The sequence below is a fragment of the Streptococcus pneumoniae genome (genome assembly GCF_001457635.1).
Lineage (GTDB): Bacteria > Bacillota > Bacilli > Lactobacillales > Streptococcaceae > Streptococcus > Streptococcus pneumoniae.
Window position 1 is genome coordinate 368,248 of record NZ_LN831051.1, and the last position, 15,658, is coordinate 383,905.

Sequence of the window (15,658 nt, forward strand, 5' to 3'; positions counted from 1 at the left end):
ATTTATCTAACTAAAAAGGAGGTTCTACCATGAAACAAGAATGGTTTGAAAGTAATGATTTTGTAAAAACAACAAGCAAGAACAAGCCTGAAGAGCAAGCTCAAGAGGTTGCAGACAAGGCTGAAGAAACGATAGCCGATCTCGATACACCAATTGAAAAAAATACTCAGTTAGAGGAGGAAGTCCCTCAAGCTGAAGTCGAATTGGAAAGCCAGCAAGAAGAGAAAATTGAAGCTCCTGAAGACAGTGAAGCGAGAACAGAAATAGAAGAAAAGAAGGCATCTAATTCTACTGAAGAAGAGCCAGACCTTTCTAAAGAAACAGAAAAAGTCACTATAGCTGAAGAGAGCCAAGAAGCTCTTCCTCAGCAAAAAGCAACCACGAAAGAGCCACTTCTTATCAGTAAATCTTTAGAAAGTCCTTATATCCCCGACCAAGCTCCAAAATCTAGGGATAAATGGAAAGAGCAAGTGCTTGATTTTTGGTCTTGGCTAGTGGAAGCGATCAAATCTCCTACAAGTAAGTTGGAAACAAGTATCACACACAGTTACACAGCCTTTCTCTTGCTCATTCTGTTTTCTGCATCTTCCTTTTTCTTTAGTATCTATCACATCAAACATGCTTACTATGGACATATAGCAAGCATTAACAGTCGCTTCCCTGAGCAGCTAGCTCCTTTAACTCTTTTTTCTATCATCTCTATCCTAGTAGCGACAACACTCTTCTTCTTTTCATTCCTCTTGGGTAGTTTCGTTGTGAGACGATTTATCCACCAGGAAAAGGACTGGACGCTAGACAAGGTTCTCCAACAATATAGTCAACTCTTAGCAATTCCAATCTTCCTCACTGCTATTGCTAGTTTCTTTGCTTTCTTTGATAGCCTACGATTTACAGCCCTCTTGTGTGTGATTAGCATTGGAATCATTCTGCTTGCCAGTCTCCATATCATTACAAGACCAAGTCAAGCAAGTGAAACCGACTCCTTCTATCAATTATTCTTGTCTGTCCTTGTGAACGGAGTTATTATCCTCCTCTTCTTTGTAGCTGAAGTGGCACTGATTGGAGATTATCTTCGTATCTTGGCCTTTCTTTAAACTTCATACTCTTCGAAAATCAAATTCAAACCACGTCAGCTTCGCCTTACCGTACTCAAGTACAGCCTGCGGCTAGCTTCCTAGTTTGCTCTTTGATTTTCATTGAGTAGCAATCCTGTCTTTCATGGCAGGATTTTTCTATTTCAAAAAAGCAAGTCGATTGACCTGCTTCTGCTTTACTCTTCTTGTGCTAATGCTTTAAAATCTTTGTCTAATATGGGTTGCACTTCTATTTGATTGGCGTCTAGTTGGTGGTAAAAAGATAGGGGTAATACCTCTAAGAATTTTGCATAGTCCAAGCGGGCAATGGCTTCATAGTCTTCTGGTTTAGAGCCATCTCCTGTGATTTGAACCAAGTCAATCTCCCACTGCACTTCCTTATCCACCAATTGCTCAATATAGGCTGCAGGAACAAACGGTTCTCTCGGTAAAACTGTCTTGACTCCTTGAGCTAGATGGTAAACGCCATGCACTTTTCCTTCTCCATCCTGATAGAAGGAAACTCTCGCAAAGTAGGCATCTGTCTCTTGAACCGCACGCACACGCGCTTCAAACTGAGCCAAGCCATCTGCCTCTAAAAAGCTTTTCAAGTTCTCACGACTAAAGAAAATAGGATTAAAAATTCCTTGGCAAATCGTAAAACGAGCTACAGGGTCTGCTAGATAGGCTTGAATACTTGCTTGGAAATAAGCTTCAAAATCAAAACCATCTAGCCCTTCAATATCAGTCCCTGTATAAGCAAGCAAAGCATCTAAAAATGACTTGATAATCTGCCAGTCTGTCTTTGTTAGTAGGTCAGGAAGATCGACACGGTAAGCCTTTTGACCATCAGCATAACTGACCTTAAAAAGAAATTGTGATTGCCCCACTATCGCACACTCAATATACTCGAGACGATTAAGAGGCTGACGGAGATAGACTACATCATAGCTATGTGACTCCAAACCGTCTAGCAAGGCCAAGATCGACTTGGCATTCAAAATCTCTTGTTCTCCTAAAATGCTCTGTTTATTTGGAATAAAAAATGTTTTTGCCATAACTGGACTCCTTTGAAATCGTTTACATACAGTATACCTTATTTTTCTGAAAGATACAGAAACAAACTTTAGATTTTTGAGTACAAAGCATAGAAAAACAGCCCCTGAGGACTGTTTGATCTTATACAGTAGCTGCTTGATCCAAGCTTTCACCGATAGCGGCTAGGCGCTCAATCACTTCAGCTTGTGTCAATTCATTTTTTGAAACATAGCGGTTACGTGGGTGAACACGGCACTCGTGTGAGCATCCACGAAGGTACTTGTCTTCATTTTCTTCTGATGTCAAGATACGACGGTTACAGAATGGATTTCCACAGTTGACATAACGTTCACATGGTGTTCCATCAAACCAGTCTTTCCCTACGATAGTTGGGTTGACATGGTTGACATCAACGGCAATACGCTCGTCAAAGACGTACATTTTCCCATCCCAAAGCTCACCTTGAACTTCTGGGTCTTTACCGTAAGTTGCGATTCCTCCGTGCAATTGGCCGACATCTTTGTAACCTTCACGAACCATCCAGCCTGAGAATTTCTCACAGCGAACGCCACCTGTACAGTAAACCACGACACGCTTGTCCATGAATTTTTCCTTGTTATCACGGACCCATTGTGGTAACTCACGGAAGTTGCGAATATCTGGGCGAATAGCCCCACGGAAATGTCCTAGGTCATACTCATAATCATTACGTGTGTCAAGGACAACGGTATCTTTATCAAGAAGCGCTTCTTTGAACTCTTTTGGAGACAAGTAAGCACCTGTTGTTTCAAGTGGGTTGATGTCATTGTCAAAGTCGTTGTCTTCCAAACCAAGGTGGACAATTTCTTTCTTGTAGCGAACAAACATCTTCTTGAAGGCTTGTTCACTTTCTTCGTCAATCTTGAACCAGAGTTCTTCCATTCCTGGAAGGCTGTGAACGTAGTCCATGTATTTTTGAGTTGTTTCATAGTCACCTGAAACTGTTCCGTTAATTCCCTCGTCAGCGACTAGGATACGGCCTTTAAGACCGATTGATTTACAGAAAGCCAAGTGGTCTGCAGCAAATTGCTCTGCATTTTCAATTGGAGTATAAAGGTAGTAAAGTAAGACACGAATATCTTTTGCCATAAGATTTGTTCTCTTTTCTATTCTTAAATTTTCTAAATTTTTTATTTATCTACACTAGTATACCTGCTTGAGAAAACGAATGCAATTTATTTGACTGGAAATTGTAGAGGGTTCTCGAAATTTCCTGAATGGTTAAAATAAGGACAAGAGAAAACATGGATATCTATATCCTTGTGCCAAAAAAACCACTGTCTCCCCCAGACCAACCTGAGGAAAGCAGTGATTCTTATTTTAGGAGTTAGGAATGAATACACGAAATCAATTTAGCTGATTATTTTTTGTTTTTCAAGAATTCATCGTATTGTTTTTGCATTTCGTTCAATACTTTTTCGTAGGCACCTTCAGATTTCAATTTTTCCATCAATTCTGGAATCGCTTTATCTGGGTCTACAGTACCAGTGTTGATAGCTGTATCAAATTGTTGCATTGTGTTAGCAATAGCTGAGATTTCAGATTTCACATTGTCAGTATTGAAGATAAATCCAAGCGCTGGAGATTCTTTAGCTTCTGCCAATTCTTTCTTAGAATTTTCGATTTGTTGGTCTGTAACGTTTTCGTTGATGTAAAGGATCCAGTTGTTACCAGTGTTCCATCCACCCATGTGAGTGTTTCCTTTGTAGCCATCAAGAACGCGAACACGGTTTTCTTTACCTTCAATTTTTTCCCAGTTCTTGCCTTCTGGACCGTAAACAAGACCGTTCAAGAGTTCTGGATTCGTATTCAAGAGGTTCAAGATTTCCATTGATTTTTCTTTGTTCTTAGAGTTGTTTGAGATGACAAAGTTAGCAACTTGTGTTGTTTGGTTTTTCTTGATGAAGTTAGTAATTGGTTTGATTTGGATATCTTTGTTGGCAACACGTGAAAGCAAGCTGTTACCGTAGTCAGCTGGTCCTACTGTTTCTTCACGAACGAACCAAGTATCTTGTTGAAGGTCAAAGGAAGTATCGCTTGTTGCGACGTCTTTTGGAATGTAGCCAGCTTCATAGAATTTGTGAAGAGTCTTCAAGTGTTCTTTGAAACGAGGCACTTCGTAACGGTTTACAACTTTAGTAGTATCGCCTTCAAGGTCGATAACGAATGGAAGACCGTTTGCTACTGGGTAGTCAAAGTTATCAGATGGGATGAAAACTTTACCAATAGCAAATGGTACTACGTCTGGAGCTTTTTCTTTAATTTGTTTCAAGACTGGCTCAAGAGTTTCGTAAGAAGTAACACCTGAAATATCGATACCATATTTAGCAAGGAGAGTTCCGTTGAAGGCAAAGTTTTGAGATGATGCAACGTTGGCTGCAACTGGAACAGCGTAAATCTTACCATTTACAGTATTACCCTTGATGTAAGCTGGGTCAAGTGCTTTGTAAAGGTCTTTACCTTCTTTTTTGTACAATTCTGTCAAGTCAGCGTAAGCACCTTTTTGAGCATTTACAATATAGTTATCTGCAAAGGCAATATCATAGTTTTCACCAGATGATGTGATAACTGACATTTTCTTACCATAGTCACCCCAGCCAAGGTATTGGATATCCAATTTGGCACCAACTTTTTCTTCAATGATTTTGTTGGCATTTGCTAACAATTCATCCAAGTTGTCTGGTTTGTCACCGATTTGGTACATTTTGATAACAGGTTTGTCACCTGAATCAGCAGCTTTTTTGCTGTTACCTGTCAAGTTGCCACAAGCAGCAAGACCTGCAGCCAAAGCGACTACACTAGCAGATGCAAAAGCATATTTTTTCCAGTTTTTCATGATAAAAACTCCTTTTTTTATTTTTAAACTTATAAACAATGTAATGATCTTAACTTCACGCAAGGGAAGTTTGGAAACAAGTGCTATTCTTTCACACCACCGATAGTCAAACCTTTTACAAAGTAGCGTTGGAAGAATGGATACAAAATCGCGATTGGAAGGGTTGCTACCACAACCATGGCCATACGACCTGTTTCTTTCGGTAGAGCAACTCCCAGTTGACCAGTCAAGCCGACCGCTTTGGCAATGTAGTCCATATTTTGTTGGATTTGCATGAGCAAATATTGCAATGGATACAAGTTGTCACTCTTGATGTAAAGAAGGGCGTTGAACCAGTCATTCCAGAAACCAAGAGCTGTCAAAAGCGTGATGGTTGCGATACCTGGTAGTGACAATGGCAAACAGATTTGGAAGAAAATCCGGGCCTCACTGGCACCATCGATACGAGCCGATTCGAGAATGGCTTCTGGAATGGTCTTCTTGAAGAAGGAACGCATCAAGATGATATTGAATGGTGAGAGAAGCATTGGAACAATCAAGGCCCAAACAGTGTCACCAAGCTGAAGTACACGGGTCACCATGATATAACCTGGTACCAAACCAGCGTTGAACAACATACTGAGAAGGACGAAGATGGTAAAAAATCTGCGATACTTAAAGGTTGTCCGTGAAATAGCGTAGGCATAGGTTGTTGTGATAAAGACATTTGTCAATGTCCCAACTACGGTTACAAAGACAGAGATGAAGAGGGCTTGTAGGATTTTATCCTTAAACTGTGCCAAAAACTCAAAACCGTCTAAGCCAAATTGGGATGGGAAGAAGCTATAGCCGTATTGGAGGAGGCTTTTCTCGTCTGTCACTGAAATAATGATAACGAATACAAAAGGTAGGATACAAGAGAGGGCAATCAAACCCGAAATGATACTGAAGAAGATATCTGCTTTCTTACTGAAGGAGTGAATGCCGACATTATCAATTTTTTCTTTTTTAATTTTCTTTTTTGCCATATTCTCCTCCTTTCTAGAACAAAGCTGAGTTTGGATCGACTCGTCTTGCAAGCAAGTTTGATAGGATAACCAGAATCAAACCAACAACGGATTGGTAAAGACCGGCTGCTGCAGCCATACCGATATCTGCTGTCTGAGTCAAACCATTAAAAACATATACGTCCAAAACGTTGGTTACATTGTAAAGCTGACCAGCATTGTGTGGGATTTGATAGAAGAGACCGAAGTCTGCGCGGAAGATATTTCCGACTGCAAGGATAGTCAATACAGTTACAAGCGGAGTCAACTGAGGAATGGTTACGTTGCGAATACGTTGCCACTTGCTAGCTCCGTCCACTGTCGCTGCTTCGTAGTAGGTTGGATCAATTCCCATGATCGTCGCATAGTACATGACACTGCTATATCCAAAACCTTTCCAAATACCTAGGAAAAGTAGGAGATAGGGCCAGATGCCCAGGTCAGCGTAGAAATTGACTTCTTTGAGACCAAGACTTTCCAATAGATGATTGAACACCCCTTTATCAATATTTAGGAAGGCATCTGTAAAGAAACTGATGATAACCCAAGACAAGAAGTAAGGGAACAACATAGAAGTTTGAAAAATCTTCACCATTCTCTTAGAACGGAGCTCGCTGAGGATAATGGCAATCCCTACAGATACAACTAAACCTAGAAAGATAAAGCCAAGATTGTAGAGGACAGTATTTCGTGTGATAATAAAGGCGTCTCTTGAACTAAATAAGAATCTGAAATTATCGAGTCCGACCCATTTACTATTTATGATACTATCTATGAAACCATTACTGGTCATGTGGTAGTCTTTGAAGGCAACCACGTTCCCAAATACTGGAATGTAAAAGAATAGAATCAACCAGAGTGCCCCTGGCAAAACCATCAAGAGAAAGATCCAGTTGTCTCTCAATGTTTTTGAAAACTTTTTCATAATTTCCTCCCTTTTTATTTTGATATCCATCTAAAAATTCTTTTTTAGACTTTTGATAACGATTACATTATTAGTATACTCCTATTTGCAGGTTAGGTTAAACTCCTAATTATAGAAAAAACTCCACAAATTATGTAGCAGATTTAAAACTTTATCACCACTATCAAACAAATGTCCTAAATCAATTGTTTATTTTATCTCTATTAGCCCAGTGATGGCGTCACTCTGTTATAAGCATCCAACAACGGGGTATACTGAAAAATCTCCAGACTAGGGAACTCAGCGATAGTTCCTAATCTGGAGATTTTTAATATGTTATTAGGCATTTGCTTTCAACTTAGCAATAACCTCTTTAAGATTATCAATCAACTCTGCTTCAGTATGCTCAGAGCCTTTTTCATCTGCCAAGAACAAAACTGCTTTTTGAAGTTCTTCTTGAGAGTTTTCAAGGACATCCTTATCTGCTGTTTCTTTGCCCGCTGTTTGTCCTCCATCCTTAGTTGCTGACTGGCTTTCCTTAATGGACTCTAGGGAAGCAATGGCATCTTTGACTGTTTGCAAGATATCACGTAAACCTTGCTCTGTCAAACTATCATCTGCAAAAGCTTTCTTAGCCTCTGCCAAAACCAGACGTGCTGAATCTGTGGTAGGATTCGATACACCTGTCAATGATCTCAAAAGATTTTCTAAAGTTTGAGTCTGCTTACTAATACTAGACTAAAATCAAAAAGCATTATATAACAGTGATATGAAATCAACTAAAGAAGAAATCCAAACTATCAAAACACTTTTAAAAGACTCTCGTACAGCTAAATATCATAAACGCCTTCAAATCGTTCTATTTCGTCTGATGGGCAAATCTTATAAAGAGATTATAGAACTTTTATAGTAGTTTGAAATAAGATGTGAACAACTCTATCAGGAAAGTCAAATTAATTTATAGAAATATTTTAGCAGCTAAGGTGTACTGTTATAGATTCAATACACTATACTTGGTGGTTTAGCTCTCCTGTTTTCTCTTTTAGCTTTAACCAGCCATAAATGGTATTACGTGAGATTTGGAAAACGTGTGATGCTTCTGTTATACTACCTGTTCGCTCACAATAAGAGAGAACTTTTTTACGAAAATCTATTGAATATGCCATAAAAGGATTATACCACATTGTGTACTATTTTTGGTTCATTTTACTATATCACTTTGGACTATATCGGTCTAGTTATGTCTAAACGATTATAGCTGGATACTAAGAGAAATCAAAAAAGCACTAAAGGAGAACGTCCCAAAGTGCTTAATATCAAGGCCTCAAAGCCTGTCTTATTCAATAAAATATTACAACATCTTGTTGTAGAATTCAACGACAAGTGCTTCGTTGATTTCTGGGTTGATTTCGTCGCGTTCTGGCAAGCGAGTCAATGAACCTTCCAATTTTTCAGCGTCGAATGATACGAATGCTGGACGTCCAAGAGTAGCTTCTACTGCTTCAAGGATTGCTGGAACTTTCAATGATTTTTCACGAACTGAGATCACTTGACCTGGAGTTACGCGGTATGATGGGATATCAACGCGTTTCCCGTCAACAAGGATGTGACCGTGGTTTACGAATTGACGAGCTTGACGACGAGTAGTCGCGAGACCAAGACGGTAAACAACGTTATCCAAACGACGTTCCAAAAGAAGCATAAAGTTGAAACCTAGGATTCCGCCTTTGATTTTTGTAGCTTGTACGAACAAGTTACGGAATTGTTTTTCACCTACACCGTAAGTGAAACGAAGTTTTTGTTTTTCAGCCAATTGCAAACCGTATTCTGACAATTTAGAACGGTTGTTTGGTCCGTGTTGTCCTGGTACGTAGTTACGACGTGCCAATTCTTTACCTGTACCTGTAAGTGAAAGGCCAAGGCGACGAGCTTGTTTCCAAGATGGTCCTGTATAACGTGACATATGAATGTCCTCCTGATATAAATAATATTTCGGTGGAAATAGTCACTTAGAAAGCCCTGATTCGTGCAGATGCCCTTCGCCTAAACAGCCAAGGTTACTTATCATAAGACACCTGTTGACGAGCTTCATGCTTTCCTGCTGATATTTCACACAAAATCCATTCTACCATGAATAGCTGGATTTGTAAAGGGGTTTTAGGCTTTATTTTCACTACCAGAGAGGTTGAGAACGAGGGTAAAGGTACTTCCTAGACCGTACTGGCTGCTGACTGTGATTTCCCCACCCAATTGATGGGCCAATTCACGCGCAATCGCAAGTCCTAATCCATGACCACCTGTCTTCATGTTACGCGAAGTTTCGACACGATAAAGGCGTTTGAAAATATTTTCCAAATCCTCTGGGGCAATGCCCTGCCCTTCATCGGTCACACTGATTGAAAGCTGGTCCTTCTCCAGCTTAGCCACCACTTCCAGCTTGGTTCCTGGAGCAGAATATTTAAAAGCGTTATCGACCAGATTCACCAAGATACGAGAAAGCTTAGCATAATCTCCCTCAATCCGGGCAGACTCTGGGATTACCTGCAAGTGGACATCTCTTCTCTCCTGCTCAATCAAAAACTGAAATTCACTCATGCACTCAATTAAGAGCTTGTCCAGAAAAATACTGTCTTTACTGGTAGTTTCCACCTGATTTCTAGCTGTGTTTAGGGTCAAAAAATTCAACTCCTCAACCAGTTTATTGAGCCTCTCCGTCTGGCGTCCAATGGTTGCTAGATAATGAGCTTGCTCCGACTCCTTGATAATCCCATCCAAAATCCCTTCTACCGTCGCTTGGATCGAAGTGATAGGAGTCTTAATATCATGCGACAACTGAGCAATCATCAAGCCCTTTTCTCGTTCGCTTTCTTCCAAGGAATCAAAGCTTACCTGCAAATCATGGGACATCTCATTAAAAGTTTGCCCTAATTGCTGAAATTCTACAGGACCTTGAACCTCCAAATTTGAAGGAAAATCCTTGGCCGCTACCCGCTTGGCATGCTCCTTGAGTTTGCCCAACGACGTAAAGACTGGCAATAGGAGAAAGAGACTAATCCCAGCACCGACAAGGCTGGCAACGATGGTCATCCCAAGCAAAAAGTAAATCTCGCCTTTCGCAATCAGCATTTTTTGAACAGCCCAAAAAACAACCAAAATGGTTAAGAGGGTTGAAATAATATATCCAACCAAAATATAACTTTTTAGTTTCATGTTTGTCCTCTCGGTTTCTCTATCTTATATCCCAACCCCCAAACTGTCTTAATAGTGGGCGTTTGGTCACTACTATATTTTGCCAGCTCCTGTCGAAGAGCATGGATATGCACATTCAAGGTATTGGTGTCATCCACGTAGTCTTCTTTCCAGATCTTTTCATAGAGGTCTGTCTTGGAGAAAACTCGCTCTGGATTGCTAGCTAAAATCCACAGCAATTCAAATGATTTAACAGTTAAATCCAGCATTTCTTCTCCTATTTGAACTTCATGACTACTATGATTCATTTTTAGATTGCCAAGGGAAATCAGCTCTGTTTCGCCCCCACGATGAAGGCGGCGCAAAATATTGTGGACACGCAAAACCAGTTCACGTGGGCTAAAAGGCTTAGCAATAAAATCATCTGCTCCCAAGCTCAGGCCGTAAATCTTGTCCTGTTCACTGGTCTTAGCAGTAATAAATAGGAAAGGCTGCTCTGGTGATAAGTATTGAACCTCACTGATTAAATCATAACCATCCATCCGAGGCATCATGACATCTGTGATAATCAAATCAATCGGTTTTTTCTTGAACAGCTCTAGCGCTTCCAGTCCATCATGGGCTACCAAGACCTGATAACCTGCCTGAATTAAGTATCTCTGATGAATATCTGTGATTTCTACCTCGTCGTCAACGAGTAAAATTGTCTTTCCCATCTGTCTCTCCTTTGATAAAAACAGTGCTATACTGCTTTAAGTATAACACTATTTTTATTGTTTTACGATGATTTTAATCTGCTATTGAAAGAAAGTCCTGATTGCTGATTGAGTTGTTAAACTAATCTTAGTCAGCCCACTATCCATCATTTATTTCCTTAGCTGATTAGTTTTCTTCTTTTTTGTTTTTCAAACCTAGACCACCGAGTAAACCTGCAAGCGCAAGCCCAAGTAAACCAATACTTGCCATTGATGTTTGAGTCTCACCAGTATTTGGTAGCATAGCTTTATCCTCTGACATCATCGTATCAGACATCTTGTTAGCAGAAGCAGCCATGTTTTCACCTGCCATCGTGTTGGTAGAACTTGTCATGGTGTCAGCAGGCATGCTATCTGTAGTACCTGTAGCATGATTGTGATTCATCGGAGTCACGCCAGAACCAGAGTTAGAAGGTGATAATGAACCATTTGCTGTGTCTGATGTTTCTTTAACATTTATCTTAATAGTGACTTTTTTAGTTGCTACGATGTTGTCCAAGTCTGGTTTACCGTCTTTGTTACCATAGACATTGACTGTAGCGCTGTAAGTTTGAGTGCCGTTTGCTCGGAACTGGTCAATGAGCGCTTGTTTTTCTTTGCCAGCTACATTTCCGTCCAAGGCTACTTGATAGAAGTATTGACCTTTGGTCTTCACGTTTTCGCCTAGTGGAGATAGGGCTGGGTTTTTAGCGTCGCCGTTATCTGACCATGGTGCCTTGTCAGATGCCTTGAGCAAGAGACGAGTCAACATGCCATCACCTGCGAAGAGTTCGTATGGAATCACATGGTTGACACCTGCTGTGAATGGACCTTCACCCTTGGCTTTTTCTAGGTAGGCTGCTGGAACATCGATACTGTCTTTAACGTTGTCTGCAACGGCTTTTTGAACTGTTTCTTTAGAAATTAAACCGTTTATGTTAATAGTGACTTTTTTAGTTGCTACGATGTTGTCCAAGTCCGGTTTACCATCTTTGTTACCATAGACATTGACTGTAGCGCTGTAAGTTTGAGTACCATTTGCTCGGAACTGGTCAATGAGCGCTTGTTTTTCTTTGCCAGCTACATTTCCGTCCAAGGCTACTTGATAGAAGTATTGACCTTTGGTCTTCACGTTTTCGCCTAGTGGAGATAGGGCTGGGTTTTTAGCCTCACCGTTATCTGACCATGGTGCCTTGTCAGATGCCTTGAGCAAGAGACGAGTCAACATGCCATCACCTGCGAAGAGTTCGTATGGAATCACATGGTTGACACCTGCTGTGAATGGACCTTCACCCTTGGCTTTTTCTAGGTAGGCTGCTGGAACATCGATACTGTCTTTAACGTTGTCTGCAACGGCTTTTTGAACTGTTTCTTTAGAAATTAAACCGTTTATGTTAATAGTGACTTTTTTAGTTGCTACGATGTTGTCCAAGTCCGGTTTACCATCTTTGTTACCATAGACATTGACTGTAGCGCTGTAAGTTTGAGTACCATTTGCTCGGAACTGGTCAATGAGCGCTTGTTTTTCTTTGCCAGCTACATTTCCGTCCAAGGCTACTTGATAGAAGTATTGACCTTTGGTCTTCACGTTTTCACCTAGTGGAGATAGGGCTGGGTTTTTAGCCTCACCGTTATCTGACCATGGTGCCTTGTCAGATGCCTTGAGCAAGAGACGAGTCAACATGCCATCACCTGCGAAGAGTTCGTATGGAATCACATGGTTGACACCTGCTGTGAATGGACCTTCACCCTTGGCTTTTTCTAGGTAGGCTGCTGGAACATCGATACTGTCCTTAACGTTGTCTGCAACGGCTTTTTGAACTGTTTCTTTAGAAATTAAACCGTTTATGTTAATAGTGACTTTTTTAGTTGCTACGATGTTGTCCAAGTCTGGTTTACCGTCTTTGTTACCATAGACATTGACTGTAGCGCTGTAAGTTTGAGTACCATTTGCTCGGAACTGGTCAATGAGCGCTTGTTTTTCTTTGCCAGCTACATTTCCGTCCAAGGCTACTTGATAGAAGTATTGACCTTTGGTCTTCACGTTTTCACCTAGTGGAGATAGGGCTGGGTTTTTAGCGTCGCCGTTATCTGACCATGGTGCCTTGTCAGATGCCTTGAGCAAGAGACGAGTCAACATGCCATCACCTGCGAAGAGTTCGTATGGAATCACATGGTTGACACCTGCTGTGAATGGACCTTCACCCTTGGCTTTTTCTAGGTAGGCTGCTGGAACATCGATACTGTCCTTAACGTTGTCTGCAACGGCTTTTTGAACTGTTTCTTTAGAAATTAAACCGTTTATGTTAATAGTGACTTTTTTAGTTGCTACGATGTTGTCCAAGTCTGGTTTACCGTCTTTGTTACCATAGACATTGACTGTAGCGCTGTAAGTTTGAGTACCATTTGCTCGGAACTGGTCAATGAGCGCTTGTTTTTCTTTGCCAGCTACATTTCCGTCCAAGGCTACTTGATAGAAGTATTGACCTTTGGTCTTCACGTTTTCACCTAGTGGAGATAGGGCTGGGTTTTTAGCGTCACCGTTATCTGACCATGGTGCCTTGTCAGATGCCTTGAGCAAGAGACGAGTCAACATGCCATCACCTGCGAAGAGTTCGTATGGAATCACATGGTTGACACCTGCTGTGAATGGACCTTCACCCTTGGCTTTTTCTAGGTAGGCTGCTGGAACATCGATACTGTCTTTAACGTTATCTTTAACAGCTTTTTCGACAGTTTCTTTAGCAACTAATCCATTGATGTTGATGTCTACACTTTTAGTAGCAACTAGATTAGTCAAGTCAGCTTTACCGTCTTTATTTCCGTAAACTTTAACAGTAGCTTTATAAGTTTGAGTACCATTAGCGCGAAGTTGATCAATTAAAGCTTGACCTTGTTTACCAACAGTATTGCCATTTAAGTCTACTTCATAGAAGTATTTCCCTTTTGTTAATCCTTCAAGAGGAGGTAAAGCAGGATTTTTAGCAGTACCATTGTCAGACCAAGGAGCATTATCCGAAGCTTTTAGTAATAGACGAGTTAACATACCATCACCAGCGAATAGTTCATAAGGAATTACTTGGTTTACACCGGCAGTGAAAGGACCTTTCCCTTCAGCTTTTTCAAGATAAGCAGCAGGAACATCGATGCTGTCTTTTGTATTTTCTTTCACTCCACCTTTTACTTGTTCAGGAGTAGTTTCTGCTGGACTTGCTTGTGTCCCATCCACATCAGCTGTATCTACAGTTTCTTTTAAGACATCTGTTAGCTCTGGATTTTTTTGAGCTTCTTCATCTTTTTCAAAAAGTGTATCCAGACTAGAAGAGTTTGTTTCCTCGCTCACTTCAGTTCTTTCTGTAGGTGTCGGAAGTGAATTCGTATTTCCAGTAACGCCCTCAGGTTTCGCTTGAGTGAGAACGGTGTCTCCTGGTTTTTCTGATAAGTCACCCTCTTTCGTTCCCGATGTCTCTTCAGGTAAGACTTGACCTGGGGTCGGATTGACCACATCGGCACGTACAGAACTTGGCTGACCAACTAGGACAAAGAAGCCACTAGCCACAACAACTGAGGCAACACCGACACTGAGACGGCGAATAGACCAACGAGTATATCTTTGATTTGGATTGAATTTCATAGGATTCTCCTTAGAGTCTTTCTTTATTTGATGACTCTAGTATAATCTCCTGAAATTAAAAAGGACTAAGAAAAAGTTAAAATTTTTCTTAAATCCCTCTTATAAAACACTTATATTAATTAAATCCATAAACAGATTTGGTGATTTGATAGACGACATTGGACAGTTTGCGATCTGGCAAGACAGAATGTTTGGTCAAACGGCTCAACATGGTCTTACGAATAGCCTGAAAGACTTCTGGATTTTTCTGCTGAATATAGGTCCACAATTGGCGTTTTTTTGCCAGATGCTCCGCTGTTCCAGATCGGTTGAGCAGGGTACTGGAAATCACCGTCGTGATTTCAATATGATTCAGCAGATATTCTCGCATTTTGGGATGACTCACTTGGGACAAATCAAGTTGGTCTACCAAGAGTCGATTGACCTTGAGTTGCTGGTCAATGCACTTAATCATCACTTGCTCATTGACAGACTGGTCCTCACGCCCAATCAAATAACGATAGAAATCGACAGGCAGATAGTACATGGTCTTGACCTGCTGAAGGGGCGTAAAGACAAAGAGATTATCGACATAAAAAGTATGTTCAGGCAGTTAGAACTGGCTAGCACGCAACAAAGCTGTCCGATAAATCAGCGAGTGCATCATGGTATACTGGCCTTTGGAGAAATTTCCGACCTGGTCCCAGCCAAAAATCTGCCGAACAGGCAAGACTGAATCGTAACTCATACTCTTCTTACGAGATTGCCCTTCCTTTTCATAGACAAAATTGGTCACAAAGACATCCACCTCTTGACCCTTGCTCTCAAGTTCCTGCAAGGTTTCAAGAATTTTCAAGTAGGCACGAGGATCCACCCAGTCATCACTGTCAACTACTTTAAAATAGCGCCCAGAAGCCTCTGCCAAGCCACGATTGACCGCACCGCCATGGCATTTATTTTCCTGATAGATGGCTCTAACGATATTAGGATACTTGCTAGCTAAACACTCAGCGATTTCCTGAGTCTGATCCTGAGACCCGTCATTGATAATCAAAATCCCAACTTGCTCACCACCAATCACTAGCGACTCCACACAGTAATGAAGATAGGCTGCTGCATTATAGCTAGAAATGGCGATAGACAATAACTTCATAATCTGCTCCTTTAGGGGACTGATTTTTTCTTATACTCTTCGAAAATCTCTTCA

At 40.8% G+C, this 15,658-nt stretch carries 13 protein-coding genes and 2 pseudogenes; 2 read left to right on the plus strand and 13 right to left on the minus strand.

What is annotated here, in order from left to right; genetic code table 11:
* The first annotated feature begins 29 nt into the window (after positions 1-29).
* Positions 30-1,094 (plus strand): DUF6574 domain-containing protein, encoded by a 1,065-nt coding sequence (locus tag AT689_RS01935; protein WP_000808443.1) that lies wholly within the window; start codon positions 30-32, stop codon positions 1,092-1,094.
* 176 nt (positions 1,095-1,270) lie between these two features.
* Here AT689_RS01935 and AT689_RS01940 read toward each other — a convergent pair whose 3' ends face one another.
* The 6 genes from AT689_RS01940 to AT689_RS13635 all read right to left on the minus strand — a co-directional run bounded on the left by AT689_RS01940 (position 1,271) and on the right by AT689_RS13635 (position 7,605).
* Positions 1,271-2,131 carry a DUF4299 family protein gene (locus AT689_RS01940; protein WP_001140347.1) on the minus strand — a complete coding sequence of 287 codons (861 nt, stop codon included), beginning with the start codon at positions 2,129-2,131 and terminating at the stop codon, positions 1,271-1,273.
* A gap of 121 nt (positions 2,132-2,252) precedes the next feature.
* On the minus strand, positions 2,253-3,239 hold the full coding sequence (gene trhO, locus AT689_RS01945) for an oxygen-dependent tRNA uridine(34) hydroxylase TrhO (RefSeq protein ID WP_001030032.1): 987 nt from the start codon (positions 3,237-3,239) through the stop codon (positions 2,253-2,255).
* A gap of 271 nt (positions 3,240-3,510) precedes the next feature.
* Positions 3,511-4,986, minus strand: coding sequence for an ABC transporter substrate-binding protein (locus tag AT689_RS01950; RefSeq protein WP_000800407.1), 1,476 nt, complete (start codon positions 4,984-4,986; stop codon positions 3,511-3,513).
* 83 nt (positions 4,987-5,069) lie between these two features.
* Positions 5,070-5,993: a carbohydrate ABC transporter permease gene (locus AT689_RS01955; protein WP_001075102.1), complete on the minus strand. Its 924-nt coding sequence runs from the start codon at positions 5,991-5,993 to the stop codon at positions 5,070-5,072.
* A 13-nt stretch (positions 5,994-6,006) separates the two neighbouring features.
* Positions 6,007-6,936, minus strand: a complete 930-nt coding sequence (locus tag AT689_RS01960; RefSeq protein ID WP_000714582.1) for an ABC transporter permease — start codon at positions 6,934-6,936, stop codon at positions 6,007-6,009.
* 318 nt (positions 6,937-7,254) lie between these two features.
* Positions 7,255-7,605 carry a hypothetical protein gene (locus tag AT689_RS13635; protein ID WP_000148252.1) on the minus strand — a complete coding sequence of 117 codons (351 nt, stop codon included), beginning with the start codon at positions 7,603-7,605 and terminating at the stop codon, positions 7,255-7,257.
* A 79-nt stretch (positions 7,606-7,684) separates the two neighbouring features.
* Here AT689_RS13635 and AT689_RS12340 point away from each other — a divergent pair.
* Positions 7,685-7,822 (plus strand): annotated as a pseudogene (locus tag AT689_RS12340) (IS630 family transposase); the annotation flags it as partial.
* 103 nt (positions 7,823-7,925) lie between these two features.
* Here the strand turns inward: AT689_RS12340 and AT689_RS01975 are convergent.
* The 7 genes and pseudogenes from AT689_RS01975 to AT689_RS02005 form a co-directional block, all read right to left on the minus strand.
* Positions 7,926-8,081 (minus strand): annotated as a pseudogene (locus AT689_RS01975) (IS630 transposase-related protein); the annotation flags it as partial.
* Positions 8,082-8,266: 185 nt separating this feature from the next.
* Positions 8,267-8,878 carry a 30S ribosomal protein S4 gene (gene rpsD / locus AT689_RS01980; RefSeq protein WP_000092756.1) on the minus strand — a complete coding sequence of 204 codons (612 nt, stop codon included), beginning with the start codon at positions 8,876-8,878 and terminating at the stop codon, positions 8,267-8,269.
* Positions 8,879-9,072: 194 nt separating this feature from the next.
* A complete protein-coding gene (locus AT689_RS01985) occupies positions 9,073-10,125 on the minus strand; it encodes a HAMP domain-containing sensor histidine kinase (RefSeq protein ID WP_000769768.1) in 1,053 nt (350 codons plus the stop codon).
* Entirely contained in the window at positions 10,122-10,820 is a 699-nt protein-coding gene (locus tag AT689_RS01990; protein WP_000520642.1) for a response regulator transcription factor, read from the minus strand. The genes AT689_RS01985 and AT689_RS01990 overlap by 4 nt, the downstream gene beginning before the upstream one ends.
* Before the next feature lie 166 nt (positions 10,821-10,986).
* Entirely contained in the window at positions 10,987-14,472 is a 3,486-nt protein-coding gene (pavB, locus tag AT689_RS01995) for a fibronectin-binding SSURE repeat adhesin PavB (RefSeq protein WP_060544778.1), read from the minus strand.
* Between the two features lie 115 nt (positions 14,473-14,587).
* Positions 14,588-14,998, minus strand: a complete 411-nt coding sequence (locus tag AT689_RS02000) for a hypothetical protein (RefSeq protein WP_000291603.1) — start codon at positions 14,996-14,998, stop codon at positions 14,588-14,590.
* Positions 14,999-15,064: 66 nt separating this feature from the next.
* Complete coding sequence (locus AT689_RS02005; protein ID WP_000771897.1) at positions 15,065-15,604, minus strand: glycosyltransferase family 2 protein; 540 nt, start codon at positions 15,602-15,604, stop codon at positions 15,065-15,067.
* Positions 15,605-15,658 lie beyond the last annotated feature (54 nt).